Origin of the sequence: Pseudomonas sp. NPDC087690 (assembly GCF_044743175.1) — a bacterium.
Lineage (GTDB): Bacteria > Pseudomonadota > Gammaproteobacteria > Pseudomonadales > Pseudomonadaceae > Aquipseudomonas.
In genome coordinates this window covers 552,961-579,752 of the sequence record NZ_JBIUVX010000002.1, presented here as the reverse complement: position 1 = coordinate 579,752, position 26,792 = coordinate 552,961, and the positions used below count along the sequence as shown (strand labels likewise).

Below are 26,792 nucleotides of genomic sequence, written 5' to 3'. Positions count from 1 at the left end.
ATGAACGCCCCTTTGCCGTCCGAACCGGGCATCCGCGTCAGCCTCGCCGAGCTGATCGAGATGCGTCATCGGGTGCGCGAAGTGCAATTGTTTTCCACGCCGAGTCAGCGCAGCCCGCTGATCGGCCTGCATCACTCGAAATTCCGTGGTCGCGGCGTCGACTTCGATCAGGTGCGGGTCTATCAGGCCGGCGACGACGTGCGCACCATCGACTGGCGCGTGACGGCGCGCACGCAAGAGCCGCACACCAAACTGTTCCATGAAGAACGCGAACGGCCGATTTTCATCATGGTCGAGCAAAGCACGCGGCTGTTTTTCGGTTCCGGGCTGATGTTCAAATCGGTACTGGCGGCGCAAGCGGCGGCGCTGATCGGCTGGGCCGCGCTGGGCCACAACGATCGGGTCGGCGGACTGGTATTCGGTGACAACGAGCATTACGAAATCAAGCCACGACGCAGCAAGCAAAGCCTGCTGCAACTGCTCAACCGTCTGGTGAAGGTCAATCAGTCGCTGCACACCGAGCGTGAGCCGGATCGCGATGCCTTTGGCGTAGCCCTGCGCCGCGCCCGCGAAGTGCTGCGCCCCGGCAGCCTGGCCATCGTGATCTGCGATGAACGCGCGTTGTCCGACAGCGCCGAGCAACAGCTGAGCCTGCTGGCGCGCCATTGCGATCTGCTGATGCTGCCCATCTCTGATCCGCTGGATCATGCCCTCCCCGCTGCCGGCCTGCTGAGGTTTGCCGAGCGCGGCGCACAACTGGAACTCGACACGCTGAATTTCGACCTGCGCCAGACTTATCGCGCCCAAGCCGAAGCACGTATCGCCCGTTGGGAACTGCTCGCGCAAAAACTGCGGGTGTTGCTGATGCCGCTGAGCACGCAAAGTGAAATGGTCGAGCAGATGCGCGAATTCCTCAATCCGCAGCGTCCGGGGAAAGGTCGATGAACGGCCTCGAACAACTGCAACCGCTGATCTCGCCGCCACCGATTGCCTTCTGGCCACCGGCGCCGGGTTGGTGGCTGCTGCTTCTGTTGCTGCCGCTGCTGGGTTTCGCCGTATGGCGCCTGCGCCGTTTCATTCCCATGAAGAAACGCCCGATCGTACGCGCCGAACAGCCGCTCGACCCGGTGCGCATCGCCGCCCTCGCCGAACTCGCGCAAATGCCCAAGCCCTACGATGGCGCCCCGGCCGGTGCCTGGTTGCAACAACTCAATGGCCTGCTCAAACGCCTGTGCCGCAACCACTACCCGTACAGCCAGAGCCACACCCTCAACGGGCGTAAATGGCTGGCATTCCTCGATAACCGCTGCCCGGCGGCGGGCCTGACGCGCTGGATGGTGCTGGTCGAAGGCGCGTACAAACCGGAATGCAAACTCGACGACAAGGCCATCGCCGGCCTGACCCAAGCCGTCGACACGTGGATTCGCAAACATGTTTGAGTTCGCCTGGCCGTGGATCTTTGCGCTGTTGCCGCTGCCGTGGTTGATGCGCCTTGTGCTGCCGGTGGCCGACAGCGGCGAACCGGCGCTGAAAGTCAGCTTTCTGTCCGACCTCGAAGGCCTCGCCCGCCGTCGCGCCCGGGCTAATCTGCCGGCCTGGCGTCAACAGGCGCCGTTCATGCTGCTGTGGCTGTTGCTGCTGACTGCCGCCGCTCGCCCGCAATGGCTCGGCGAGCCGTTGCCGATTGCCGCCAGTGGCCGCGATCTGCTGGTGGCGGTGGACGTGTCCGGCTCCATGGATTTCCCCGATATGCAGTGGCAGGACGAAGAAGTCAGTCGCCTGACACTGGTGCAACATCTGCTCGGCGATTTCCTTGAAAGCCGCGACGGCGACCGCGTCGGTTTGATCCTGTTCGGCAGTCAAGCGTACCTGCAAGCGCCATTGACCTTCGACCGCCACACCGTGCGCGTCTGGCTCGACGAAGCGCGGATCGGCATTGCCGGCAAGAACACCGCCATCGGCGATGCCATCGGTCTGGCCCTGAAACGCCTGCGCATGCGCCCGGCGCAAAGCCGTGTGCTGATTCTGGTGACTGACGGCGCCAACAATGGCGGTGAAATCGATCCATTGACCGCAGCCAAATTAGCCGCCAGCGAAGGCGTGAAAATCTATCCGATCGGCATCGGCGCCAATCCGGAAGACAGCGGTTCGACCGGTCTGCTCGGCGTCAATCCGAGCCTGGACCTCGACGAACCGGCGCTCAAGGCCATCGCCGAAGTCACCGGTGGCCAATACTTCCGTGCGCACGACGGCAAAGAACTGCAAGCGATCAAGGACACCCTCGACCAGCTCGAACCGGTGACCCAGCAACCGACTCAGGCACGCCCGGCTCAGGCGTTGTATCACTGGCCTCTGGCACTGGCGCTGTGGTTGAGCCTGCTGCTGGTCGCCCGCGAATTGTGGCCGGATAACCCGCTGCAACGCCTGTTCAGCAAGGAGCTGTATCTGCAAAGCCCGCTGCCTGACTGGCGCGAGCGTCTCAAGCGCCTGCGTCTGCGGAGGCGCCGATGATCGCGCTCTGGCCGCACTGGTTCCGTCCTTGGTGGCTGTTGCTGCTGCCGCTGCTCGGCTGGCTGATCTGGCAGCTCTGGCACCGGCAGAAACGCGCCGGGCGCTGGCAGATGATTCTGCCGCCGGCGTTCCACGCCACTTTGCTCAGCGGCGGCAACGGACGCGACAGCAAACTGCCGTGGATCGCCCTCGGCGCGGCGTGGTTGCTGACCGTTCTGGCGCTGCTCGGGCCGAGCTGGGAGCGCGTTGAACAGACCAGTCAGAAACCTGCCGATCCCTTGGTGGTGGTGCTCGAACTGACCCCGGAAATGCTCGCCACCGATTCGCCGCCGACGCGACTGGAACAGGCGCGGCGCAAGCTCTTCGACCTGTTGCAGGCGCGCAGCGATGCGCAGACCGCCATCGTCGTTTACGCCGGCAGCGCGCACACGCTGGTGCCGTTGTCGGATGACCTGGCCACCAGTCGCAACTTGCTTGATGCGCTCAAGCCATCGCTGATGCCGCAGAGCGGTCATCGCGCCGATCTGGCGGTGAGCAAAGCGCTGGCCTTGTTGAAGCAAGGCGCACTGGGTCATGGGCGGATTCTGTTGATCGGCTCGTCGCTTGATGAACAGGAACGCCAAGGCATTCGTCGTGCGCTCAGTGGTGAATCCGCACAATTGTTGATGCTTGGCGTCGGCACCGCTGAAGGTGCACCGATTGCTCAAGAGGACGGCAGCTTCCTTAAAGACGAGCAAGGCGCAATCCGTGTGCCGCAGCTCGACAGCCCCGGCCTGAGCGCCTTCCTCAACAGTGTCGGCGGCGACTACCACCCGGCACGACTGGACGAAGCCGACCTCGGCGCCCTCGGCCTGCTCAATGGCCCGCGCAGCTTGCGAGACGATGGCCAGACCGTGCGCCTGGACACTTGGGCCGATCAGGGTTACTGGCTGCTGCTGCCATTATTGTTGCTCGCTGCGTGCGCCGGGCGTCGCGGCTGGTTGTTCTGCCTGCCGCTGCTGTTCTGCCTGCCACAGCCGAGCTACGCTTTCGACTTCGAAGATTTGTGGCTGCGCCCGGACCAACAGGGCCTGCATTTGCTCAAGCAAAAGCGCCCGGCCGAAGCCGCGCAGCATTTCGACGATCATCAGTGGCAAGGGGTGGCGTTGTACGAGGCTGGCGACTACAGTGGCGCCGCCCAGCGCTTTGCCGAGGGCAGCGACGCCCGCGCCCACTACAATCGTGGCAACGCGTTGGCGAAAAGCGGTGAGCTGGAAGCAGCCATCGATGCCTACGAGCAGGCGCTGGAACTGCAACCGGATCTGCGCCCGGCACAGACCAACAAGGCACTTGTGGAGAACCTGCTGAAGCAGAAAAACACCCCGCCGCCCGTTGAGCCGGAACAGAAACCGACCGAGCAAAGTCTGCCCGGCGATGAACCGCCACCCGCTACCGCGCCGCCGCCTGCGGTGAAAAGCGAAACCCAGGGCGACACGCAGCCCGCCGAACCGGCCAGCGAACCATCGCCGACCACGCCGCCGCAACCGGGCCCCAATGAGATTCCGGGCAGCGACGAGGAAGAAGAAACCGACACCGTGCCCACCCTGCGCCCCACCGAGGACAACCTCGAAGGCGAACAACGCCAGGCACTGGAGCAATGGCTGGGCAAGATCCCGGATGATCCGGGCGAACTGCTGCGACGCAAATTCTGGTACGAACAGCAACAACATCAGGATCAGGAAAACACTCGATGACCCGTTTCACCGCTCTCTTGCTGCCCTTGCTGATCTGCACGGCCACCGCCCAGGCGACCGAGTTGACCGCCAGCGTGGATCGCAGTCGCCTGAACTCCGGCGAGACGGTCGAACTCACGCTCGAAACCAGCGACGTCACCCAGTTCGGCAAACCTGACCTGACCCCGCTGGAGCCGCTGTTCGAAGTGCGTGGCACGCGCCAGGTCAACCAGTTGAACACGCTCAATGGCGACAACCGCGCGACCACCCGCTGGATCATCACGCTGTTGCCGAAAGAGAACGGCAGCGTGGTGATTCCGCCGTTGCAGATGGGCGATGTGCAGAGCCAGCCAATCACCGTGCAAGTGGTTGAAAGCGCTACCCGCGAAGACAACAACAGCCTCGATCCGGTGTTCATCGAAGCCAGTCTCGATCAGTCCAGCGTCTATGTGCAGGCCCAGGCGATCCTGACGTTGCGCATCTACCATTCGGTGTCGCTGTACGACGACAGCAGCCTGACCCCGTTGCAGATCGCCGATGCGCGCATCGAGCAACTCGGCGACACGCGCACCTACGAAAAAGACCTCAACGGCGTGCGCCACGGCGTGATCGAAATGCGTTATGCAATCTACCCGCAGCACAGCGGCTTGCTGACCATTGCCCCGCAAACGTTCAGCGCCACGCTGGTCGATCCTCAACCGTCCCCGGACGTCAGCGCACAAGGGCCGAAGCCGGGCAAACTGATGCGTGTCAGTTCTGCCGACATCCCGTTGACGGTCAAACCCAAACCCCTGACCTACCCCGTCGATGCGCCATGGCTGCCCGCCCGCAGTCTGACGTTGAGCGAAAGCTGGAATCCGGAACCGGAGCACACGCAGGTGGGCGACTCGCTGACCCGCAGCCTGACCCTGAAAGTCGAAGGTCTCGCCAGTTCGCAACTGCCAGTGCTGCCCGCCACCGACGTCAACGGTTTGCGCCGCTACCCCGATCAACCGGTGCTGAGCAATCAAAGCACCGACCGCGGCCTGGTCGGCACTCGCGAAGAACGCGAAGCGCTGGTGCCCAGCCGTAGCGGCGCAATCGACCTGCCGACGGTCGACGTGGTGTGGTGGAACACCTTCGAAGATCACCTGGAACACAGCAGCTTGCCCGCACGCACCCTGCAAGTGGCGAACAACCCGAGCCTGCAGGTCGATACGCCGGCCGGTACGCTGCAACCGAGTGTCGTCGATAACGATGTGTTGTGGTGGTGGAAGCTCAGCACGCTGATTCTCGCCTGCACCACCCTGCTCGGCTTCGGCCTCTGGTGGCGCGCGCGCTGGCAACCGGCGGTACATCGCGCCGCCCAAACCGGCCCGAGCCCGCGCACCTTGATGGATGACATCAAGCGCGCGAGCCAGGCCAACGATCCGCAAGCAACGCGGCAGGCGCTGGATGCGTGGGCGCGTCAACAGCCGGAAACCCTGGCGGACATGGCGGCGCGGTTTGTGCCCTTGTCGGATGCCCTCGACGGGCTCAACGGCGCGCTTTACAGCGAAACCGGCCAGCATTGGCAAGGTGAAGATTTGTGGCGAGCGATCCGCACGATTCCGACCGCTGAGCGCGTACACGACCCAGTGGGCGACAGTGGCCTGCCACCGCTTTATCCGAAGTAAAAGATCAAAAGATCGCAGCCTTCGGCAGCTCCTACAGGAGTTATGTGTAGGAGCTGCCGAAGGCTGCGATCTTTTGATTCTGTTACAGGTTAAAAAGCCCCGGTCAAAGGCCCCTCAGTTCATACTCTGTGGTGTCAATATTCTCTACGGCAGTTTGACCAGCACAACCTCTTCAGAACCTTTTGGTAACTCCAAAAGGCATTTCCAGCCCTCAAGAATTTTTTGCCATTCCTGCAAGGTGAACTTGCTTTCAGCCTGACCGATCCAGTCCTCATTGATCAATATGTCAACCTGCACACCCGTTGTATCAATATTCAAAACAACGTCGTTTCCACCCGCACAAATTGATTGCTCTGTGCCATCCAGTACCGCCGCCAGATACCCAAGCAATCGATCACAACTTGCGGGGGGTTTGTGCAACCGTGCCCAGCACGCTGCAGAAATAAGGCTCATAGCGTTGAGCCCCTTCCTGTCCAGGATTCACTTGCGCCATGTCATAAAAGATCTCACCCACAACAGGATGAGGACCGGCCGAGCAGAACCGTGGACAGATCCCTCAGGGCCTGTCCCGTTTATGACTTCGAACTCTTTCCATAATCAAACCCTTCGGGAATGTCAGGCCAAACTGGTTTTACGAGCAATGCATCCAGATCGTCATATATATCCCTGAAAAAATTCGCGAGATCCATGAAGTTCATACGTGTATGCACCAGTGCCGCCGTCAACATGACATCGTCCCCACTCTCCCTGGCGGAGGCCATTTTAGACATGTTGAAAAGAGCTTTCTCAAGCCTTTCCGACAACTCGGCCTCCCAATTCAGCTTGTAATCAGCTTCCCAACTGTCGCCATCAAAACCACCGGTTTTTTCTTTCACCAATTGGATGATCAGGTTTTTCACCGACTCGAAATCGTTCATCTCAACGTTCTCTTTTTTCGCACTTCACCTGGTAAAACGTAACCACCGGGCCGTAATTCTCATCGGAGTTCGACACCTCGACACTGAATAACTTGTCCGGGAATTTTTCCTTCAGCACCATGCGCCAGGCAAACCCAATGACATCGCACAATTGCAGAAATATGCTGGGTGATACGCCATCTCCGTATTGACCAAAAACATCGTAGAGCTTCACATAATTCAACAGCCGCTCCGTCTCTGCCATGTCGTGAGAGGCCAGGCTCAAGCAGCGCGCGAACGTTTCAATTGAAAAATTTCGCTCTAGAAAAACGCCCCCTTGAGACACGACGAACGTCGGGAAGAACAATGTCGAAAACACCAGCATCTGTTCCGGATGGCATTGATCATTGATGTAAGAATGTATATCCAGGCCTTGCTGATTCGCCCACTGTTTCTTCCATGCGTCATAGTGTTCAGTGTCGATGACCGGGGGTATAGAGTTGATCAGTTGCACTGCGCTGGCTCCCTGCAGCCGAGGCGATATCAATATGATGGCCAGATACTAGATAGCTGCTGTTTGGGCGTCAATGAAGGGATTCAGCGAAATGCCCGGCCGCGTGCCGTCCGGACAAGCCCCACCGCCGCAATAATCTGTAAACTCTCCCCTCTTTCGCCGCCCTCATTTCACCTGCGGCCATCACCTCTTTAATTGTTGCGGAGTCCACCTTGCGTCTGTTCCACACCTCCGACTGGCACCTTGGGCAAAACCTGCACGGCCAGGAGCGCGATTTCGAGCATGCGTGCTTCCTCGAATGGCTGCTGCGCCAACTGCAACTGGCGCAGCCGGATGTGCTGCTGATCGCCGGTGACATTTTCGACACGGTCAATCCGCCGGTCAAAGCGCAGGAACGCCTTTACGACTTCATCGTCAGCGCTCACGAACAGCAACCGCTGCTGACCATCGTGATGATTGCCGGCAACCACGATTCCGGCTCGCGTATCGAGCTGCCGGCACCGTTGATGCGCCGTTTGCGCACGCACGCACTGGGCCGGGTGTTGTGGCTGGACGATGGCCAGCTCGATGCCGAACGTCTACTGCTGCCGCTGCCCAATGCACAAGGCGAGATTGCCGCGTGGTGCCTGGCGCTGCCGTTCCTGCGCCCGGCGGAAGTGACGGGCGCGCATTTGGGCGACAACTACTTGCGTGGCATCGGTCAGGTGCACGAATGGCTGATCGAAGCCGCCAACGCCAAGCGCAAATCCGGTCAGGCATTGATCGCCATCAGCCACGCGCACATGGCCGGCGGCTCGGTATCGGAAGACTCCGAGCGCAGTCTGATCATCGGTAATGCCGAAGCCCTGCCCGCCAGTCTCTTCGGGCCAAGCATCAGCTATGTCGCCCTCGGCCATTTGCACAAGCCGCAGAAGGTCAACGGTGAAGAGCGCATTCGCTACAGCGGTTCGCCGATTCCATTGTCGTTCTCTGAGATCGGCTATCAGCATCAGATTCTCGATATCAGCCTCGATGGCGAAACGCTGGTCAGCGTCGAACCGAAACTGATCCCGCGTTCGGTCAATCTGCAACGTATCGGCCCGGCACCGCTGGCCGAGATCCTGCTGCAACTGGCAGACCTGCCGAACGTCGATCTGCTTGCCGAAACCCAGCGTCAGCCGTGGCTGGAAGTGCGGGTGATCCTCGACGAGCCGCAGCCAGACCTGCGCCATCAAGTGGAAAATGCCCTGCAAGGCAAAGCCGTGCGGCTGGTGCGCATTGCCGCCGAATACGCCGGTAAACGTGGCGCTGACGGCGAGGAGGAAGGCACCACACTGATCGAACTCGACCAACTGACGCCGCAGGAACTGTTCAGCCGCGCCTGGCTCGACAACTACGGCAACGAGGTCGATGAGCAAACGCTGAAGGACTTCGCCGAACTGCTGCAAGACGTACAACTGGAGGGTGAGCAGCCATGAAGATTCTCGCCATTCGCTTGAAGAACCTCGCCTCGCTGGCCGGTCCGTTCGAAATTGATTTCACCGCTGAACCGTTGGCCAGCGCTGGGCTGTTTGCGATTACCGGCCCGACCGGCGCCGGCAAAAGTACCCTGCTCGATGCCTTATGTCTGGCGCTGTTCGGTGCCGTGCCGCGCCTGAACAACACCGGGCGTGACGCCAAAGTCCCCGATGCCGACGGCGAAATCGCCACCGGTGACCCGCGCACCCTGTTGCGGCGCGGCACCGGTGAAGGCTATGCCGAAGTGGATTTTGTCGGTGTCGATGGCCGACGCTATCGGGCGCGCTGGGAAGCCAATCGTGCGCGTGAGAAGGCAGGCGGCAAGCTGCAAGCCAGTCGTCAGAGCCTGCGCGACATCGATCAGGATCAACTGCTCGCCAGCCAGAAAGGCGAATACAAAACCCAGCTGGAAGCGGCACTGGGTCTGAACTTCGAACAGTTCACCCGCGCCGTGCTGCTGGCGCAGAGCGAGTTCAGCGCGTTCCTCAAAGCGGACGACAACGATCGCAGCGAACTGCTGGAGAAACTCACCGACACCGCGCTGTATACCCGCCTCGGCCGTCGCGCCTTCGACAAGACCAAAGAGGCTCGCGAAGCGCACAAGCTACTGCAGGATCAAGCCACCGGCGTCACCCCGTTGCCACCCGAGGCGCGAGCGGAACTGGATGAGCGCTTCAACGCCGCGCAGCAACAACTGAAGTTGCAGCAGGCGCAGCTCAAACAACTTGAGCAACAGCACGGCTGGCTCAAGGATTTGCGCGTATTGCAGGACGCGCAACAGGCCGCCACCGAGCAACTGCACAGTGCACGGCAGCAATCGGAAAGTCTGGCCGGCGAGCGGGTGAAACTGACACGACTCGAACAGCTCGGCCCGCAGCGGCACCAGTTCGCGCGGAAAACCGAGTTCGATGCGCTGCTGACGCCACTGGCTGCGCAAATAGCCGCGCACACGCAGCAACACACAGAACTGACTGAGCGCCAGACGCAACTTGAACAAGCCCTCGAAGCGGCAAAAGTCACTCTGAGCCAAGCGCAGCAACGGCAAGGGGAGAACGCGCCGCTGTTGCGTCAGGCCTTTGAAGAGCAAAGCACCCTCGCCCGCCTGAGCAAGGATGTGGCGGCTGCCGCTGAAGCCCGAGACAGTGCACAAACCGGCTGCACCGAAGGCCAGAAGGCCATACAGGTTTTGCAGGAACAACAGACTCAGGTCGGCGAACGTCTGCAACGCATCGCCGCTGAGCTTGAGCAAAGTGCCCATCTGGCGCCGTTGAGCGACGCGTGGAATGCCTACCGTGATCGTCTGCAACAACTGATGCTGATCGGCAATCGCCTGAACAAGGGTCAGGCCGAGCTGGCGAGCCTGGAAGATAACGCCGCCCGTAGCGCCGATACATTGAGCACGCAGAAACAGCAACTGGAAGTGTTGTTCAAGGAAGCCGGCGCCGAACCCGACGCCGTCGCCGAACAGATCGGCCTCCTCGGCACGCTGCTGCAGGACAACCGCAAACAACTGCGCGCCTTTGAAGACTTGTCACGCCTGTGGGCCACGCAACAGGATCTGGACAAGCGCAGCAGCGAACTGCAACAGCGTCAGCTCAGCGCCCAGCAGGAGCGCGAACGCCTGACCCAGGACGGGGTGAAAAGCAAAGCCGAACTGACCGTCGCCGAACAAACCCTCAACGTCACCCGCGAGCTGCTCGAACGCCAGCGGCTGGCGCGCAGTGCCAGTGTCGAAGAGTTGCGCACACAGTTGCAGGATAATCAGCCGTGCCCGGTGTGTGGCAGCAATGAGCATCCGTATCACCAGCCGGAAGCACTGCTGCAAAGCCTTGGTCGTCACGATGAAAGCGAACAGGCCAACGCGCAGCAAGTGGTCGATCAGCTCAAGGAAAAACTCAGCGAATTGCGGGCCGACGTGGGGGCGGTCATTGCTCAGCAGAAAGAGCTGCTGCAACAGCAGGAACAACTGACGACTCAGCAGCAAGCACTCGCGCCAAGCCTCGACGCGCATCCGCTGGCCGCGCAGTTGTTCAATCAGGACGCCGACAAGCGCGATGCCTGGCTGATCCGGCAACATGAGCAACTGAACCAGAGCATCGCTCAGGACGAACAACGCCAGAGCGCCCTGCTCACCCTGCAACAGGATGCCGCGCGTCTGACCCAGCAATTGCGTCAGGCCGAAACGGCGCATCAGCAGGCCGCGCAACAGCTGAGCAACCAGCAACGCGAACTGAGTAGCGACCACCAGCGCCTTGACGAAGAACTGACGGCATTCGCCACCCTGCTCCCGGCCGACACCCTTGAAGCCCTGCGCCAGGAGCCGGCGGCTACCTTCATGCAGCTCGACCGGCAGATCGCCGAGCGCCTGGCGCAAGTCGATCAGCAAAAGCAAGAGTTGAGCGAGCAGCAACAACGCCAGCAGACCCTGGAAAAAGAACAGGATCGTCAGCAGACCCGAGTCGTGCAAGCGCAGACGGCGCAGCAGCAGTTCACCGCGTTGGCCGATCAGCAGCAAATCTGCCAGCAGAAACTCACGCAATTGCTTGGCGAGCACAGCAGCGCCGAACAGTGGCAGCAGCAGCTTGAGCAGCGGGTGGAACAGGCACGCAACGCAGAAGCCAACACCGCGCAGGAGCTGCAAAGCGTGCGCACGCAACTTGTGCAGATCGCCGCTGAACTCAAGGCGCAGCAAGAACGCTTGCAGGCGCTGGAAAGCGAAGAACAGGATCTGGCGAGCAAGATTGCCGACTGGCGTGCGCGTCACCCCGAGCTGGATGACGGAGGCCTCGAAGACTTGCTGCGGGTCGATGACACGCAACTCGGCGAACTGCGTCAACGCTTGCAACAGAACGAAAAAGCCATCGAGCAGGCCACGGTCCTGTTGCAGGAGCGTGAGCGGTTATTGCTCGACCATCAGGCACAAAGCAACGGCAATCTCGACGCCGAACAACTCGCTACAGCTCTGGCTGACCTGCAAAACCAATTCACTGTCAGCGAACAGCAGTGCGCCGAACTGCGCGCCGAGCAAGTCGAGGATCAACGTCGGCAGAACGCCAATCAGGCGCTGGCCCAGCAAATCGCCGACGCCTACGCCGAGTATCAACGCTGGGCGCGGCTGAGTGCCTTGATCGGTTCCGCGACTGGCGACACTTTCCGCAAGATTGCCCAGGCCTACAACCTCGACCTGTTGGTGCATCACGCCAACGTGCAACTGCGCCAACTGGTCAAACGCTATCGCCTCAAGCGCGGCGGCAGCATGCTTGGTCTGCTGGTGATGGACACGGAAATGGGTGACGAACTGCGCTCGGTGCATTCGTTGTCCGGCGGCGAAACCTTTCTGGTGTCGCTGGCGCTGGCCTTGGGCTTGGCATCGATGGCCTCGAGCACGCTGAAAATCGAATCGCTGTTTATCGATGAAGGCTTCGGCAGCCTCGATCCGGAGTCGTTGCAACTGGCGATGGATGCGCTCGATGGCTTGCAGGCCCAGGGTCGAAAAGTCGCAGTGATTTCCCACGTGCAGGAAATGCACGAACGGATTCCCGTGCAGATTCAGGTGCAGCGTCAGGGCAACGGTTTGAGCACACTGGAGGTGAAATGAACACGTTGTATTCCTTCCGCCGCTGCCCGTATGCGATGCGGGCGCGGATGGCCCTGCGCTATTCGGGCGTGCCGGTGGACATCGTTGAAGTCAGCCTCAAGGCCAAACCGGCGGAGATGCTGGCGATCTCGCCCAAAGGTACGGTGCCGGTGCTGGATGCCGGTGGGCGGGTGATCGATGAGAGTCTGGAGATCATGCACTGGGCACTGGCGCAGAATGATCCGCAGGACTGGTTGCTTGATGGCGATTCACGGATTGCCGAGCTGATCGAAGCCAATGATCAGGGATTCAAGGTGCATCTCAATCGCTACAAATATGCCGAGCGTTATCCCGAGCAGCCGATGGAGTTTTATCGGGCCGAAGGCGCGGTGTATTTGCAGCGGTTGGAGGGGTTGCTGCAGGATCGCGATTATTTGCTGGCGGATCATCCGAGCCTGGCGGATATCGCCCTGCTGCCGTTTGTTCGGCAGTTTGCGCATGTCGATCGTGAGTGGTTTGCCCAGACGCCTTATGTTCGCTTACAAGCCTGGTTGCAGCGTTTCCTCGAATCCGACCTCTTCACCTCGATCATGAAGAAATAACCCTTACCTTCCTGCGTTGATCGTTCCCACGCTCTGCGTGGGAATACCTCAAGGGACGCTCTGCGTTCCAATCGGACGCGGAGCGTCCGGGGCTGCATTCCCACGCGGAGCGTGGGAACGATCAGTCAAGCGCTTTACGCCAGCGCGTTGCACATGCCGAGTGCCATGCAATCCACTTCGAATGGCCCGAGAAAATCGGCCGAAGCCTTTACCGGTGGATTCCCCGCCATCAGCCCCAGCGTATTCGCCCGTTCAATGTTGTGCGCGATGTTGTGGTTGGCCTCTATGGCCCGGGCCAGTGCGCCTACCGAGCCTTGGCCGATGCCCAATAATGAAGCGCCGTTGGTGAAGAACGCCAAACCGGCAACTACCCAAAGTCTGTAGCCTTTCATGCGCCGCCGACTCCTGCGAGTTCGGCCCGGTCGACCATCACGCTGTGCGAGCGGACTTCGAACTGGATGCCGGGGTGGGCGACGTCGATCGGTGCGTCGAACGTGTGTTCCATCTGCGAGGCGATGCTGACGACCAGCACCACGGCCAGGTACAGACCGATGGCCAGGTAGGCGCCGCGTTTGGCTGAAGTGATGATTGCGCTGGCCATGGTGTTCTCCCGTGGGCATGTTTCGATGCCCACAGAATCAATCAAAAAAGCCGCGCTAACCACTCAGGGTTTGCCATAGTGAACATCAGCTTCGTTGATTATTTAGCCAGTCTATCTGGGTGTTTGAAGAAACCTATCGTGCTGCGAAAAACACACGCAAACGCGTAGGAGCTGCCGAAGGCTGCGATCTTTTGATTTTGCTTTTGCCGATCGTTCCCACGCTCTGCGTGGGAATGTAGCCCGTGACGCTCCGCGTCACTGGACGCAGAGCGTCCCTAGAGGCATTCCCACGCAAAGCGTGGGAACGATCAGGGCAAGATCAAGATCGCAGCCTTCGGCAGCTCCTACAGGGGAGTTCGGTGCAGGCGTTCAGTGTTGGGCTTTGTGATCCAGTGCGGCGTAGAAGTTGGCGCTCTGTTGCAGGTATTTCTGGGTGTAGCTCTGGGTGTGGGATTTTTTGCTGGCGATTTCAACGTTGGCACCGGCTGGCAGTACCACGGTGGCAGAGATGGCGGAAGCGGCGATGACGGAGAAGAGATTGAAGTTCATGACGGTAACCCTCGTGTTCGGTTGGCTTGCTTGCCCGGTTGGGCCGTGAAGCAAACTTAACGCTCGAGGGTTGATTGCCTGAAATGCTTTGTAACGTTAGCCGATATCAGTGCAATTAATACAAGCAGACAGGCCCCGTAAACCGGGGCCTGTGGCTTATTGTCGCAGCAAAAACTTCAGGTCGCTCGGCGCGTCCATCGGCAGTTTCTGCACGGTTTTACCGAGCAGACCGGTCTTGGCATCGCGCTCGACGACGACAATCTGGTTGCTCTTCTGGTTAGCGATCAGCAGGAATTTGCCACTTGGATCGAGGCTGAACTCACGCGGGTGATCACCCTCAACCGAACGCTTTTGCAGCTCTTTGAGCTGCGCGGTCGCCGGATCGATGCTGAACACCACCAGCTGATTGGCGGTGCCACGGTTGCTGACGTAGAGGAACTTGCCATCGGCAGACGTGTGCAATGCCGCCCCGGCCTTGTCCGATGTCGGCTGACCGGCGGCCAGATCGACCAGTTGGGTTTGCGTCAGTACGCCGTCGTGGTAGTCGAACACCGCGACCTGCGCGCTCATTTCCATGGTCAGCCAGGCGTGCTTGCCGTCAGCACTGAACAGCAGATGACGCGGGCCGCTGCCGGCTGGCAAGGGCACTGCGGCGGTCATCGCCGGCGTCAGCGGCAAGTCCGGGTTGGCCTTCGGATCGAACAGGTAGACGAAAACCTTGTCCGCGCCCAGATCGTTGGAGAATACGTAGCGGCCGTCAGGCGAAGAAACCGTCGAGTGCACGTGGTTGGAGGCCTGGCGCTCAAGATTGATCCGGCTGGCCGGGTGCGCGCTCATCTGCACGACAGGTTTGAGTTTGCCGTCGGCACCGACCGGCAATACCGCCAGCGTTCCACCCGGATCTTCCATCACCGAATAATTGCTGACGAACAAGTGGCTGGCGTCAGCGCTGAGGCTTGAATGGGTCGGCTCGTTGCCCAGGCTTTGCACTTGATTGATCAGGGTCAGCGTGTGGGTTTTCGGATCGATCGAATAGCTGCTGACGCGACCGACCGGGTCTTCCTGGCCCGGGCCGTTTTCGTTGACCACAAACAGCCGCTGCTGGTCTTTGGACAGGGTCAGCCAGGACGGGTTTTCACTTTTGACCACTTGCAACGGTTTCGCGTCGATCTGGCCCGTAGCGCTGTCGAAGTTCATTCGATAGATGCCCTGGCTGGTGCCGGCGGTGTAGGAACCGACCAGCAATTGGAAGCTTTCTGCGGAAGCCGTGGACAGGCCCATGGCACCGACGCTGCCGGCCATCAGCAGCGGCCAGAATTTACGCATTTTCATCAGTGTCATCCTCATCGTCGCTGCTGCTGACTACATCGCCGTGGCAGACCAGGCGGTGTTCGCCGACCGCTTTGGTTTCATTGAAATAACCGACGATCAGCCAGCTTTGTAGGGAGTCATCAAACGTTGCCGCTGCAACCTGAGCCGGGGTGAACTCCCAATGCTTGGCCGCTCGGCCATCGATGCATTCGATGTGCAGGTTATCGTCCTCGTCGAGGGCGAATTCGAAGGCATGCAGGCCGTCGATTTCGACCATACCGCAGTGTTCGAGGGCGTTGAGAAGGGTTTGGGCAGTCATGGCAAACAGTCTTTCTAAGGGGGGAAAGGGCCAATGATAGCTCATTGTCGTACCTGCCCCTTGTAGGAGTGAGCCTGCTCGCGATGGCGGTGTGTCATCCAACAGATATGTTGAATGCGAAACCACTATCGCGAGCAGGCTCACTCCTACAGGGGATTGGTGGGTGTCAGAGGGCTTCGCGGCTAGGTTTGCCGTCGACCAGGCGCTGGATGCGCAGCGGGTTGGCATTTTTCAGCGGCTCGGGCAACAAGCTGTCCGGGTAATTCTGGAAGCATACCGGGCGCAGGAAGCGGTCGATGGCCAGCGTACCGACCGAGGTGCCGCGTGCGTCGGATGTCGCCGGATACGGCCCGCCATGGACCATCGAATCGCACACCTCGACACCGGTCGGATAGCCGTTGAGCAGGATCCGCCCGACCTTCTGTTCCAGCAGCGGTGTCAGTTCTGCGAAGCGCTCGAAGTCCGCCAGCTCACCAATAATAGTCGCAGTGAGTTGCCCGTGCAGGCCATGCAATGCCGCACTGAGTTGCGCCTGATCCGCCACTTCGACAATCACCGTGGTTGGGCCGAACACTTCTTCCTGCAGCACTTCATCGCCATTGATCAGCAGACTCACGTCGGCCTTGAACAACTGTGGCTGCGCTTGATTGCCTTGCTGCGGATTACCCGCCAGATGTTCAATACCGGCGTGTGCCAACAGCTTCTGCAAGCCTTTGCCGTAGCTGCCGAGAGTGCCGGCGTTGAGCATGGTTTGTGCCGGTTGATCACCGATCAAACCCGCAACCTGCTGCACGAACGCGCTGAACTCTGGCGAACGAATGCCGATCACCAGACCCGGATTGGTACAGAACTGACCGCAGCCCTGTACCACCGAAGCAGTCAGATCGCGGGCGACCGTTTCTGAACGCTCGGCAAGGGCCTGCGGCAGGATGATCACCGGGTTGATGCTCGACATCTCGGCAAACACCGGGATCGGTTGCGGGCGTGCAGCGGCCATGTCGCACAGTGCCCGACCGCCCTTGAGCGAACCGGTGAAACCTACGGCCTGAATTGCCGGATGCTTGACCAGCCACTCACCGACGCCACCGCCGTAGATCATATTGAATACACCAGCCGGCATCGCGGTTTTTTCTGCGGCGCGGATCAGTGCATCGGCGACCAGTTCAGCCGTGGCCATGTGACCACTGTGGGCCTTGAACACTACCGGGCAGCCGGCGGCCAGCGCCGAGGCGGTGTCGCCGCCAGCGGTGGAAAATGCCAACGGAAAGTTGCTTGCGCCGAACACCGCCACCGGGCCGAGGCCGATGCGGTATTGGCGCAGATCCGGGCGTGGCAATGGCTGCCGATCCGGCAGCGCCTGATCAATCCGCGCCCCGTAGAAATCGCCCCGGCGCAGCACTTTGGCGAACAGACGCATCTGCCCGCTGGTACGCCCGCGCTCGCCTTGAATCCGTCCGGCCGGCAATGCGGTTTCGCGGCATACCACGGCAACGAAGTCATCGCCGAGGGCATCCAGTTCATCGGCAATCGCATCGAGAAACTGCGCGCGACGTTCGGCGCTGAGGCTGCGATAGGCCGGGTATGCGGCAGCGGCGGCTTTGGCAGCGGCGTCGACTTCTTCAGCCGTGGCCTGGATGAAATCGTGTGGCAGCTGTTCGCCCGTCGTGGCGTCGACCGATTGCAGTTTGACGTTGCCAGCGGCGCTGCGCTGACCGCCGATGTAGTTGTGACCGAGAATCTGAGTCATGGGATCTCCTTAAAGGGTGCCGATGCTGTCCGGTTCATAAGCCGCTGGGACCGGGACGATGCCATTGACCAGCGGCGCACCGAATTCGGCCTGGCTGATTTCAAACACGTCACCCGGTTGGGTGCGGATGCCATCGGCGAACGACAGGGTCGCGGTGCCGAAGAAGTGAATGTGTACATCACCGGGACGGAGGAACTGGCTGTACTTGAAGTGGTGGTATTCGAGGTTGGCGAGGCTGTGGCACATGTTCGCCTCGCCGCTGAGAAACTCGTTCTGCCAAAGCACTTCGCCGTCACGCAGGATGCGGCTGCTGCCTGCCAGATGTTGAGGCAATTCACCTGTGCGAAGTTCCGGCCCATAGCTGCAACTGCGCAGTTTCGAGTGTGCGAGGTACAGGTAATTCTTGCGTTCCATGACGTGGTCGGAGAACTCGTTGCCAACCGCAAAGCCCAGTCGATAGGGCTTGCCGTCGTTGCCGATGAGGTACAGGCCGGCCATTTCCGGCTCCTCGCCGGCGTCTTCGGCAAACGGCGGTACCGGGAAGGGTTGGCCTGGACGGACGACAATGCTGCCGTCGCCCTTGTAGAACCATTCTGGTTGCACACCGGCCTGCCCCGCCGCCGGTTTGCCGCCCTCCACACCCCATTTGAAAATGCGCATGGTGTCAGTCATCGCCGCTTCGTCGCCGGCTTGCTGGTGCATTTTGTCCCGCGCCGAGGCGCTGCCCAGATGGGTCAGGCCGGTGCCGCTGATCAGCATGTGCGCCGGGTCCGGGTGGTCGAGTGGCGGCAGGATGCGCAGTTGCGACAGCAGTTCGGCGTAGTCATGGCTGATGCCGAGGCCGAGGGTTTGCACTTGCTGCTCAAGGGTGTTGCCGGCCTCGATGGCGGCGAGTGCCAGATCGCGCACTGTGCGGGCGTCCTGCACTTCGCGCACCAGACCGTTGTCGACCACGCCGACGCGGCGTTCGCGGTTGCTTAATTCGAATTGAACCAGATGCATATTCTTCTCCTGTGTTATTCGAAACACCGCCGCCCCCTTGTAGGAGTGAGCCTGCTCGCGATAGCGGTGTGTCAGGTGACAACTTTTTTACTGATACACCGCTATCGCGAGCAGGCTCACTCCTACAGGGGGTCAGCGTTGGTCTGTCAGGTTCGGGTGGCGCCGCGGGCGCTGGCGGCAAATTGGTCAACCGGCAGGACGTGTTTGCGTTCCAGTACACGGTAGACGATGCCGGTCAGGATCAAGCCGAACACCATCACCCCCGAGAGGAAGTACAGCCCGGACGCCAGATTGCCGGTGTATTCCTTCAACGCACCAATTACGAACGGCCCGATGTACCCGCCGAGATTGCCCACCGAATTGATCAAGGCAATCCCCGCCGCCGCACTTGCACCGGCAAAGAACCGCCCCGGCAAGGTCCAGAACACCGCTGTGCAGGAAAACAGCGCGAACGCCACCAGGCACAATGCCGCCAGTTGCGCCACCGGCAACGACAGCCAGGCGCTCATGAACAGGCCAATCGCGCCCAGCACATAAAGCACGGCGAGGTGCCCGTAGCGATCATTCAAGCGGTCAGAACTGCGCGGTACGATCAGCAATCCGATGATCCCGAAGATGTACGGCACCGACGAGACGAAACCGGTGACCAGATCGCTGCCACCGAACTGTTTGATCAGCGTCGGCAACCACAAACCCAAGCCATAAATGCTCAACGTCACCGGCAGGTAAAACAGCGCCAGCAGCAACACGCGTTTGTCTTTCAGCGCATGCAGCGGATTGCCGTGACGGGTCTGGCCGTATTCCTGCAGATCCTTTTTCAGTTCGCCGGTGAGCCAGTCTTTCTCGGCCTGATCCATCCATTTCACTTGCTGTGGGCCGTCCGGCAACCAGCGCAGCACCGGCCAGGTCAGCAGGATCGCCGGGGTGCCAATGACAATGAACAGCCACTGCCAGCCATGCAGACCGAGAACGCCGTCCATGCCAAGCAAACCGCCGGAAACGGGACCTGTGATCATCATCGCAATCGGTTGCGAGAGGATGAACAGCCCGAGGATCTTGCCGCGATGGCGCACCGGGAACCATTGGGTGATGTAGTAGAGAACGCCGGGGAAGAACCCCGCCTCTGCCGCGCCGAGCAGAAAGCGCATCACGTAGAAACTGTGCGGGCCCTGGACGAAGGCCATGCCGATAGTGATGGCGCCCCAGGTGATCATGATCCGCGCGAACCAGCGGCGTGCGCCGAAGCGTTCGAGCATCAGGTTACTGGGGATTTCGAGAAGGAAGTAGCCAATGAAGAACAGCCCGGCGCCGAGGCCGTAAGCCGCATCGCCGATGCCAATGTCGGCGCCCATGTGCAGCTTGGCGAAGCCGACGGCGGAGCGATCCACATAGGCGATCAGGTACAGCAGGATCAGGAAGGGAATCAGTTTCAGCGTTATGCGCCGTATCAGCCGCAGTTCCTGGCTCATGAGATCGGTCTCCGATTGTTGTTTTTATAGAACCTCGGGGGACGCCTCTCACGGAAAACCGTCAGGGCCATCCCTCCGTCGAAAACGACTATATAGTAATACTAATTCACCAACAACACTTCCAAACGCAGGATTTTACGCTTAGATTAGGCCGTAGCTGGAACACTATAGTCATACAATAAGAGAATCGATCATGTCTGATAAGAAACCCACCCTGCGCTCCGCCCAATGGTTTGGCACGGCCGACAAGAACGGCTTCATGTACCGCAGCTGGATGAAGAATCAGGGCATCGCCGACCACCAGTTCCATGGCAAGCCGATCATCGGCATCTGCAACACCTGGTCGGAACTGACCCCGTGCAACGCGCACTTCCGCCAGATCGCGGAGCACGTTAAACGTGGGGTGATCGAGGCCGGTGGCTTCCCGGTGGAATTCCCGGTGTTCTCCAACGGCGAATCGAACCTGCGCCCGACCGCCATGCTCACCCGCAACCTGGCGAGCATGGACGTTGAAGAAGCGATTCGCGGTAACCCGATTGACGGCGTGGTGCTGTTGACCGGGTGCGACAAAACCACCCCGGCGCTGCTGATGGGCGCGGCCAGTTGCGATGTGCCGGCGATTGTTGTGACTGGCGGGCCGATGTTGAACGGCAAGCACAAGGGCAAGGACATCGGCTCCGGCACTGTGGTCTGGCAGCTCAGCGAACAGGTCAAGGCTGGCACCATCACCATCGACGATTTCCTCGCGGCCGAGGGCGGCATGTCGCGTTCGGCAGGCACTTGCAACACCATGGGCACCGCATCGACCATGGCCTGCATGGCTGAAGCGCTCGGCACTTCGCTGCCGCACAACGCGGCGATTCCGGCGGTGGACGCACGACGTTATGTGCTGGCGCACATGTCCGGTATGCGTGCGGTGGAGATGGTTCGCGAAGATCTGAAACTGTCGAAGATCCTGACCAAGGAAGCCTTCGAAAACGCTATCCGCGTGAACGCCGCCATCGGTGGCTCGACCAACGCGGTGATTCACTTGAAAGCCATCGCCGGGCGCATTGGCGTCGAGTTGGATCTGGACGATTGGACGCGCATCGGTCGCGGCATGCCAACCATCGTCGACCTGCAACCGTCCGGGCGTTTCCTGATGGAAGAGTTCTATTACGCCGGTGGTTTGCCAGCGGTGCTGCGTCGTCTCGGTGAAGCCAATCTGATTCCCAACCCGAATGCGCTGACGGTCAACGGCAAGTCCATCGGCGAGAACACCAAGGACGCGCCGATTTATGGCGAAGACGAGGTGATCCGCACCCTCGACAATCCGATTCGCGCCGACGGTGGCATCTGTGTGTTGCGCGGCAATCTGGCGCCACTGGGTGCGGTGCTCAAGCCGTCCGCCGCGACGCCGGAACTGATGCAGCATCGTGGGCGCGCGGTGGTGTTCGAGAACTTCGACATGTACAAGGCGCGGATCAACGATCCGGAGCTGGATGTCGATAAAGATTCGATTCTGGTGATGAAGAACTGCGGGCCGAAGGGTTATCCGGGCATGGCTGAAGTCGGCAACATGGGCTTGCCGGCCAAGTTGCTGGCGCAGGGTGTGACCGACATGGTGCGCATTTCCGATGCGCGGATGAGTGGCACGGCGTACGGCACAGTGGTGTTGCACGTGGCGCCGGAAGCGGCGGCTGGCGGACCTTTGGCCACGGTGAAGGAAGGCGACTGGATCGAGCTGGATTGCGCCACCGGGCGTTTGCATCTGGATATTCCGGATGCCGAACTGGCCGCGCGCATGGCCGATCTGCAGCCACCGCAGCAGTTGCTGGTGGGTGGCTATCGTCAGCTGTACATCGATCATGTGCTGCAGGCGGATCAGGGTTGTGACTTTGATTTCCTCGTTGGTTGCCGAGGCGCCGAAGTACCGCGCCATTCTCACTAAGCCCACCGCCCCCTGTAGGAGTGAGCCTGCTCGCGATAGCAATCTGTCAGTTGATAACTCTGGTAACTGACACACCGCAATCGCGAGCAGGCTCACTCCTACATTTGCTATGCATCAGCCTCAAGAATGCCGCACGCCTGCTATGATGCGCGGCATCTCCATCGCTCAGGATCGCGCCGTTCCCCATGGATTACCGCAAACCCTCCGACCGCAAAAGCATGCACTCGCGCATCGTCCAGGAACTGGGCATGCAGATCGTCTCCGGACGCTTTTTGCCCGACGATAAACTGCCCGCCGAAGCCTTGCTCTGCGAGGAGTACGCGGTTAGCCGGCCGGTCTTGCGCGAAGCCACGCGGGTGTTGGTGGCCAAGGGTCTGGTGTATTCCAAACCCCGCGTCGGCACGGTGGTCAAGGCGCGCCGCGAATGGCACATGCTCGACCCGGACGTGCTGCACTGGCTGATGCAAAGCAGCCCGCAGAATGAGTTCTTCAATGTGCTGACCAGTGTGCGCAGCATTATTGAACCCGCTGCTGCCGCCCTCGCCGCTCAACATGCGACAGAGGCGGATATTGCCGCGATTGGTGAGGCCTATCAGCGCATGGAAGCGGCGCCGACGCCGGAGGCGCTGTTGCAGCCGGATCTGGATTTCCATAGCCGGATTGCCGATGCGACGCACAATGATTTGCTGGCGAACCTGTGCAACATGTTGTCGGTGGCGATTGCCGAGGCGTTGAAGCATTCGAATCAGCGGCCGAATCTGCATGAGTTGGCGTTGCCTCGGCATAAGGCGATTTTGACGGCGATCGAGAATCGTGATGCCCTCGGTGCTCGGCATGCGACGTTGGTGCAGCTGGATGATGCGCGTAGTGCTTTGAGTGTTGTGCTTGGCGCTGAACTGACTTAAGGCTTGAGACTGCTTGCCCTCACCCTAGCCCTCCCGAAACGTCGGACCGCCCAGAGGTAGAGGGGACCGACCGGGGGATATTCGAGATTTACGCCGACTTGAACGATTTGTAGTGAATCCATAACCGACTCGACATCTCCAGTCGAACGATTTGCTGTGAATCCATAATCGACTCGGTATCTCAAGTCGAGTGATTTGCTTTAAAGCCATAATCAACTCGGTATCTCAGGTCGATGGATCAAGCCGCACACCTCGGTCAGTCCCCTCTCCCCCCGGGAGAGGGTTAGGGTGAGGGGCTCTTGATCTTCAGCCACAAAAAAAGCCGCAACCCAAAGGTTGCGGCTTTGTCGTTTCAGCCCTTCAGATCAATGCGCAAACAGCGAGTTACCCTTCTGCCCCGCCAGTTTCTCCGGCTTGATCAGGAACTTCGCCAGTGCCGGCAGCAGCCACAGCGCACCGAACATGTTCCACAGCAACATGAAGGTCAGCATCAGGCCCATGTCAGCCTGGAACTTGATCGCCGAGAAGATCCAGGTGCACACGCCAATCGCCAGGCACAGGCCGGTGAACAGCACGGCTTTACCGGTGGACTTCAGCGTCTGGTAATAGGCTTCCTGCAACGGCAAGCCAGCACGCAGGAAACTCTCCAGACGGCTGTAGATATAGATGCCGTAGTCGACACCAATCCCCACACCCAACGCCACCACCGGCAAGGTCGCAACCTTCACGCCGATGCCCATGAACGCCATCAGTGCGTTGCCGAGTACCGAGGTCAGTACCAGCGGCAGGACGATGCACAAGGTCGCCGCCCAAGAACGGAAGGTGATCATGCACATCACCGCCACGCAGATGTACACCAGAATCAGGATGGTCAGCTCAGCCTGTTTGATGACTTCGTTGGTGGCCGCTTCGATCCCGGCGTTACCGGCCGCGAGGATGAATTCCAGACCGTCCTTGTTGTTGTCCTTGGCGAATTCCTGCACCGCGTGAACTGCCCGATCGAGGGTTTCTGCCTTGTGATCGTTGAGGAACACCAGCACCGGCGCCAGCGAGCAACTGTTGTTGTACAGACCGTCAGCACGGGCAATCGAGTTGTTCAGCACGTCCGGGTTGCGCGACAGGGTTTCCCATTTCAGGTTGCCCTCGTTCATGCCCTTGATCATCTGCTTGGACACGGTCACCAGCGAGATCGCCGACTGCACGCCCTCGGTGTTCTGCATCTTCCACATCAACTGATCGATCGGCGCCATGGCTTCATAACGCGAGCAACCTTCAGCCTTGGTCTTGACCATTACCACCAATACGTCAGAGCTGGTGGAGTAATTGCTGATGATGAAATTGTTGTCCTTGTTGTAGCGCGAGTCCGGACGCAGCTCCGGCGCGCCCTGGTCGAGGTCACCGATTTTCAGGTTCTGGCTGTACCAGAGGCCGCCACCAAAGGCGATCAGCGCCAGCAGCACCGAGATGCGTGCGACTTTCGGGTTGGCGAAGTTCGACAGCAGGCGCCAGAACGGGTGTTCGCGATTAGCATCCTTCTTGCTCTTGGCGATCGCGCGTTTACTGATGCCGACATAGGAAATTGCCACCGGCAGCAGGATCAGGTTGGTGAACACGATCACCGCCACGCCGATCGACGCGCCGATGGCCAGTTCACGGATTACACCGATATCGATGATCAGCAGCGTGATGAAGCCCACCGCGTCGGCGAGAATCGCGATCATCCCCGGCAGGAACAGTTGCCGGAAGGTGCGCCGCGCCGCGGTCAATGCGTTGTCGGCCTCGCTGGATTGCAGGGCGATACCGTTGATCTTCTGCACGCCGTGGGAAATACCGATTGCGAAAATCAGGAACGGCACCAGCATCGAATACGGATCGAGCCCGAAACCGAAGAAGTGCATCAGACCAAGCTGCCAGACCACCGCCACCAGTGTCGTACTCAACACCGCAATGGTGCTGCGCACGCAGTTGGTGAACCACAACAGAAGGATCAGGGTGATGACGAAAGCGATGCCGAAGAACAACACCACCATCACCAGACCGTCGATCAGGTCGCCGACCTTCTTGGCGAAACCGACGATGTGGATTTTGACGTTAGGGTTCTGCGCTTCGAACTTGTTGCGGATCTTGTCTTCGAGTTCATGGGAGAACTTGCGATAGTCCAGCGCGAGCAACTTGCCCTGGTCTTCCGGGTCCGGGTAGGACTCCAGCAGCGGGATGTCGACGATGCTCGACTTGAAGTCGTTGGCCACCAGCCGCCCGACCTGGCCGGACTTGAGCACGTTGTTGCGCAGAAGGTCGAGGCTGTCCTGCGAGCCGTTGTAGCTCTGCGGGATCACTTCACCGCCGGCGAAACCCTCTTCGGTCACTTCGGTCCAGCGCACGCTCGGACTCCACAGCGACTTCAGCCCGGAGCGGTCAACGCCGGAGATGTAGAACACCTCGTCGTTGATCTGGCGCAGGGTCTCCATGTACTCCTTGGAGAAGATGTCACCGTCCTTGGCTTCCACCGAAATGCGCACGGTGTTACCGAGGTTGGCCAGATCGTTGCGGTGCTCCATCATCTTCTCGATGAACGGATGCTTGAGCGGGATCATTTTTTCGAAACTGGTCGACGGCCGAATCAGCGTGGCCTGCCAGAACAGGAAAATGCTCACCACCAGACAGATCAGGATCACGGCCGGGCGGTTGTTGAAGATCAGGCGCTCAAGAAACGTCGCCTTGTCCTGCTGAGGAGTGATCAAGGAAGTCATAGCCCCGCCTTCTTATTATTAACTTCGGCGCCGTTTGGCTGTGTGGTGTGAACGCCACCCTGCCCGGTCAGAATCAGGTTGCCGTCGCCGGCAGCGGTGACGGAAGACAGCGAGATGCGATCCGGGCGGTTGAACACGCTGAACGTTTCGCCGTTGTCGCTGCTGCTGATCACCGAACCGCCGTTGCCGACGATGACGATCGAACCGTCTTCAAGCAGGGTCGCGCCGGACAGGCCGAACTCCAGCGCACCGCGCGCGGCTTTCAGCTCGACCTGCTCCCAGTTGCTGCCAAAATCCGTGGAGCGATAAAGATTGCCGCGCAAGCCGTAAGCCAGCAGGGTTTGCGGTTGTGCCGTGCCGATCACACCGAACAGCGAGCCTTCGTACGGGCCTTCGAGTTTTTCCCAGGTCTGACCGTCGTCGGCGGAGCGGAACATACTGCCCGACTCGCCGACGATAAACAGACCGGCGTCCTTCACCGCCGCGATGGCGTTGAGGTGGAATTGATCTTCGTTGTCGAGGCGGTCGCTGACGTCTTCCCAGTTCTTGCCGCCATCGGTGGTTTCCAGCAGCGCGCCGTACGCGCCCACGGCAAGGCCGCTGTTGACGTCCTTGAACCAGACGTCGAGCAGCGGCGATTCACGTTTGAGGTCTTCGAATTGTTTGGTCCAGGTCAGACCGCCGTCTGCGCTGGCGAGGATTTGTGCGTCGTGACCGACCGCCCAGCCGTGCTTGTCATCGACGAAATACACCGCGGTCAGCAGTTGCCGGCTCGGCACCTTGGCCTGGGTCCAGGTCTTGCCCTGGTCATCGGAATAGAGAATGTGCCCGCGATCCCCGACCGCGACCAGACGCGCACCGGCGTGGACGACATCGAGAATCAGGCTTTTCGCCGCTTTGCTGGATTCGGTGGCATAGACCACGTCGGCAGGCGCCTCGGCGGCCATCAACGGTGCCGATAACGTGGCAAAGCCCAGCAGAGAGAGTGCTGTGGCCAGCAACGCGGTGTTGCGTAACGCCGGCGGGCGGCAACGACTCATAGACCTTCCCCTATTTATTATTGTTAGGCCATCTGGCCTTCAAGGGCGCCGCAAGTGTGCTCCGCTGATGGCTGCTCAGGAGCATAGTCCTGAAACCCGCAATCCAGAGCCACTTCGGAAGCTGGCTCATCCTATCGGGCTTTAGAAACGTCTGACAATCGGCGCCACGTTATCTTTTGTTAACCGCGCGGGATCAAGGTTCAGG

General features: G+C 60.3%; 23 protein-coding genes. 10 read left to right on the top strand and 13 right to left on the bottom strand.

Annotation, left to right across the window (positions count from 1 at the left end; translation table 11 throughout):
- The 5 genes from ACIPIZ_RS06805 to ACIPIZ_RS06785 are packed head-to-tail and all read left to right on the top strand — an operon-like array spanning position 1 to position 5,878.
- Positions 1 to 945, top strand: coding sequence for a DUF58 domain-containing protein (locus tag ACIPIZ_RS06805; RefSeq protein WP_008088002.1), 945 nt, complete (start codon positions 1 to 3; stop codon positions 943 to 945).
- Positions 942 to 1,439, top strand: coding sequence for a DUF4381 domain-containing protein (locus tag ACIPIZ_RS06800; RefSeq protein WP_095050116.1), 498 nt, complete (start codon positions 942 to 944; stop codon positions 1,437 to 1,439). The genes ACIPIZ_RS06805 and ACIPIZ_RS06800 overlap by 4 nt, the downstream gene beginning before the upstream one ends.
- Positions 1,432 to 2,511: a VWA domain-containing protein gene (locus tag ACIPIZ_RS06795; RefSeq protein WP_122660885.1), complete on the top strand. Its 1,080-nt coding sequence runs from the start codon at positions 1,432 to 1,434 to the stop codon at positions 2,509 to 2,511. The genes ACIPIZ_RS06800 and ACIPIZ_RS06795 overlap by 8 nt, the downstream gene beginning before the upstream one ends.
- Complete coding sequence (locus ACIPIZ_RS06790) at positions 2,508 to 4,244, top strand: tetratricopeptide repeat protein (RefSeq protein WP_401164637.1); 1,737 nt, start codon at positions 2,508 to 2,510, stop codon at positions 4,242 to 4,244. The genes ACIPIZ_RS06795 and ACIPIZ_RS06790 overlap by 4 nt, the downstream gene beginning before the upstream one ends.
- Positions 4,241 to 5,878 (top strand): BatD family protein, encoded by a 1,638-nt coding sequence (locus tag ACIPIZ_RS06785; protein ID WP_122854165.1) that lies wholly within the window; start codon positions 4,241 to 4,243, stop codon positions 5,876 to 5,878. The genes ACIPIZ_RS06790 and ACIPIZ_RS06785 overlap by 4 nt, the downstream gene beginning before the upstream one ends.
- 144 nt (positions 5,879 to 6,022) lie before the next feature.
- Here the strand turns inward: ACIPIZ_RS06785 and ACIPIZ_RS06780 are convergent, their stop codons facing one another.
- From ACIPIZ_RS06780 to ACIPIZ_RS06770, 3 genes are all read right to left on the bottom strand, one after another.
- The gene (locus ACIPIZ_RS06780; protein WP_401164635.1) at positions 6,023 to 6,331 is read right to left on the bottom strand and encodes a hypothetical protein; all 309 of its coding nucleotides are present in this window, start codon (positions 6,329 to 6,331) and stop codon (positions 6,023 to 6,025) included.
- A 119-nt stretch (positions 6,332 to 6,450) separates the two neighbouring features.
- Positions 6,451 to 6,795 (bottom strand): hypothetical protein, encoded by a 345-nt coding sequence (locus ACIPIZ_RS06775; protein ID WP_038369275.1) that lies wholly within the window; start codon positions 6,793 to 6,795, stop codon positions 6,451 to 6,453.
- A gap of 1 nt (position 6,796) precedes the next feature.
- Complete coding sequence (locus ACIPIZ_RS06770; protein WP_122854166.1) at positions 6,797 to 7,288, bottom strand: hypothetical protein; 492 nt, start codon at positions 7,286 to 7,288, stop codon at positions 6,797 to 6,799.
- 212 nt (positions 7,289 to 7,500) lie between these two features.
- Between ACIPIZ_RS06770 and ACIPIZ_RS06765 the strand changes: the two genes are divergently transcribed.
- The 3 genes from ACIPIZ_RS06765 to ACIPIZ_RS06755 are packed head-to-tail and all read left to right on the top strand — an operon-like array spanning position 7,501 to position 12,964.
- Positions 7,501 to 8,745, top strand: coding sequence for an exonuclease SbcCD subunit D C-terminal domain-containing protein (locus tag ACIPIZ_RS06765; protein WP_401164633.1), 1,245 nt, complete (start codon positions 7,501 to 7,503; stop codon positions 8,743 to 8,745).
- Positions 8,742 to 12,383: an AAA family ATPase gene (locus ACIPIZ_RS06760; RefSeq protein ID WP_401164631.1), complete on the top strand. Its 3,642-nt coding sequence runs from the start codon at positions 8,742 to 8,744 to the stop codon at positions 12,381 to 12,383. The genes ACIPIZ_RS06765 and ACIPIZ_RS06760 overlap by 4 nt, the downstream gene beginning before the upstream one ends.
- Positions 12,380 to 12,964 (top strand): glutathione S-transferase, encoded by a 585-nt coding sequence (locus ACIPIZ_RS06755; RefSeq protein ID WP_105705048.1) that lies wholly within the window; start codon positions 12,380 to 12,382, stop codon positions 12,962 to 12,964. The genes ACIPIZ_RS06760 and ACIPIZ_RS06755 overlap by 4 nt, the downstream gene beginning before the upstream one ends.
- A 134-nt stretch (positions 12,965 to 13,098) precedes the next feature.
- On the opposite strand, the gene ACIPIZ_RS06750 is transcribed toward ACIPIZ_RS06755, so the two are convergent.
- The 8 genes from ACIPIZ_RS06750 to ACIPIZ_RS06715 form a co-directional block, all read right to left on the bottom strand.
- Positions 13,099 to 13,356, bottom strand: a complete 258-nt coding sequence (locus ACIPIZ_RS06750; protein WP_064392963.1) for a hypothetical protein — start codon at positions 13,354 to 13,356, stop codon at positions 13,099 to 13,101.
- Positions 13,353 to 13,565 (bottom strand): hypothetical protein, encoded by a 213-nt coding sequence (locus ACIPIZ_RS06745; RefSeq protein WP_236430203.1) that lies wholly within the window; start codon positions 13,563 to 13,565, stop codon positions 13,353 to 13,355. The genes ACIPIZ_RS06750 and ACIPIZ_RS06745 overlap by 4 nt, the downstream gene beginning before the upstream one ends.
- Positions 13,566 to 13,934: 369 nt before the next feature.
- Positions 13,935 to 14,114 (bottom strand): hypothetical protein, encoded by a 180-nt coding sequence (locus ACIPIZ_RS06740; RefSeq protein WP_026000548.1) that lies wholly within the window; start codon positions 14,112 to 14,114, stop codon positions 13,935 to 13,937.
- Positions 14,115 to 14,270: 156 nt separating this feature from the next.
- Positions 14,271 to 15,446 (bottom strand): lactonase family protein, encoded by a 1,176-nt coding sequence (locus ACIPIZ_RS06735; protein ID WP_105705046.1) that lies wholly within the window; start codon positions 15,444 to 15,446, stop codon positions 14,271 to 14,273.
- Positions 15,433 to 15,744, bottom strand: a complete 312-nt coding sequence (locus tag ACIPIZ_RS06730) for a DUF5629 family protein (protein WP_064392966.1) — start codon at positions 15,742 to 15,744, stop codon at positions 15,433 to 15,435. The genes ACIPIZ_RS06735 and ACIPIZ_RS06730 overlap by 14 nt, the downstream gene beginning before the upstream one ends.
- Positions 15,745 to 15,910: 166 nt before the next feature.
- On the bottom strand, positions 15,911 to 17,491 hold the full coding sequence (locus tag ACIPIZ_RS06725; RefSeq protein WP_064392967.1) for an aldehyde dehydrogenase (NADP(+)): 1,581 nt from the start codon (positions 17,489 to 17,491) through the stop codon (positions 15,911 to 15,913).
- 9 nt (positions 17,492 to 17,500) lie between these two features.
- Positions 17,501 to 18,493 carry an AraD1 family protein gene (gene araD1, locus ACIPIZ_RS06720; RefSeq protein WP_122660890.1) on the bottom strand — a complete coding sequence of 331 codons (993 nt, stop codon included), beginning with the start codon at positions 18,491 to 18,493 and terminating at the stop codon, positions 17,501 to 17,503.
- Between the two features lie 146 nt (positions 18,494 to 18,639).
- Positions 18,640 to 19,962 (bottom strand): MFS transporter, encoded by a 1,323-nt coding sequence (locus ACIPIZ_RS06715; protein WP_008088041.1) that lies wholly within the window; start codon positions 19,960 to 19,962, stop codon positions 18,640 to 18,642.
- A gap of 193 nt (positions 19,963 to 20,155) precedes the next feature.
- Here ACIPIZ_RS06715 and ACIPIZ_RS06710 point away from each other — a divergent pair, with 193 nt between their 5' ends.
- Positions 20,156 to 21,892 carry an IlvD/Edd family dehydratase gene (locus ACIPIZ_RS06710; RefSeq protein WP_007917984.1) on the top strand — a complete coding sequence of 579 codons (1,737 nt, stop codon included), beginning with the start codon at positions 20,156 to 20,158 and terminating at the stop codon, positions 21,890 to 21,892.
- Between the two features lie 185 nt (positions 21,893 to 22,077).
- Complete coding sequence (locus ACIPIZ_RS06705) at positions 22,078 to 22,797, top strand: FadR/GntR family transcriptional regulator (protein WP_064392969.1); 720 nt, start codon at positions 22,078 to 22,080, stop codon at positions 22,795 to 22,797.
- 365 nt (positions 22,798 to 23,162) lie between these two features.
- Here ACIPIZ_RS06705 and ACIPIZ_RS06700 read toward each other — a convergent pair whose 3' ends face one another.
- The gene (locus tag ACIPIZ_RS06700; protein ID WP_064392970.1) at positions 23,163 to 25,547 is read right to left on the bottom strand and encodes an RND family transporter; all 2,385 of its coding nucleotides are present in this window, start codon (positions 25,545 to 25,547) and stop codon (positions 23,163 to 23,165) included.
- Positions 25,544 to 26,587 (bottom strand): YCF48-related protein, encoded by a 1,044-nt coding sequence (locus ACIPIZ_RS06695; protein ID WP_122854173.1) that lies wholly within the window; start codon positions 26,585 to 26,587, stop codon positions 25,544 to 25,546. The genes ACIPIZ_RS06700 and ACIPIZ_RS06695 overlap by 4 nt, the downstream gene beginning before the upstream one ends.
- Positions 26,588 to 26,792 lie beyond the last annotated feature (205 nt).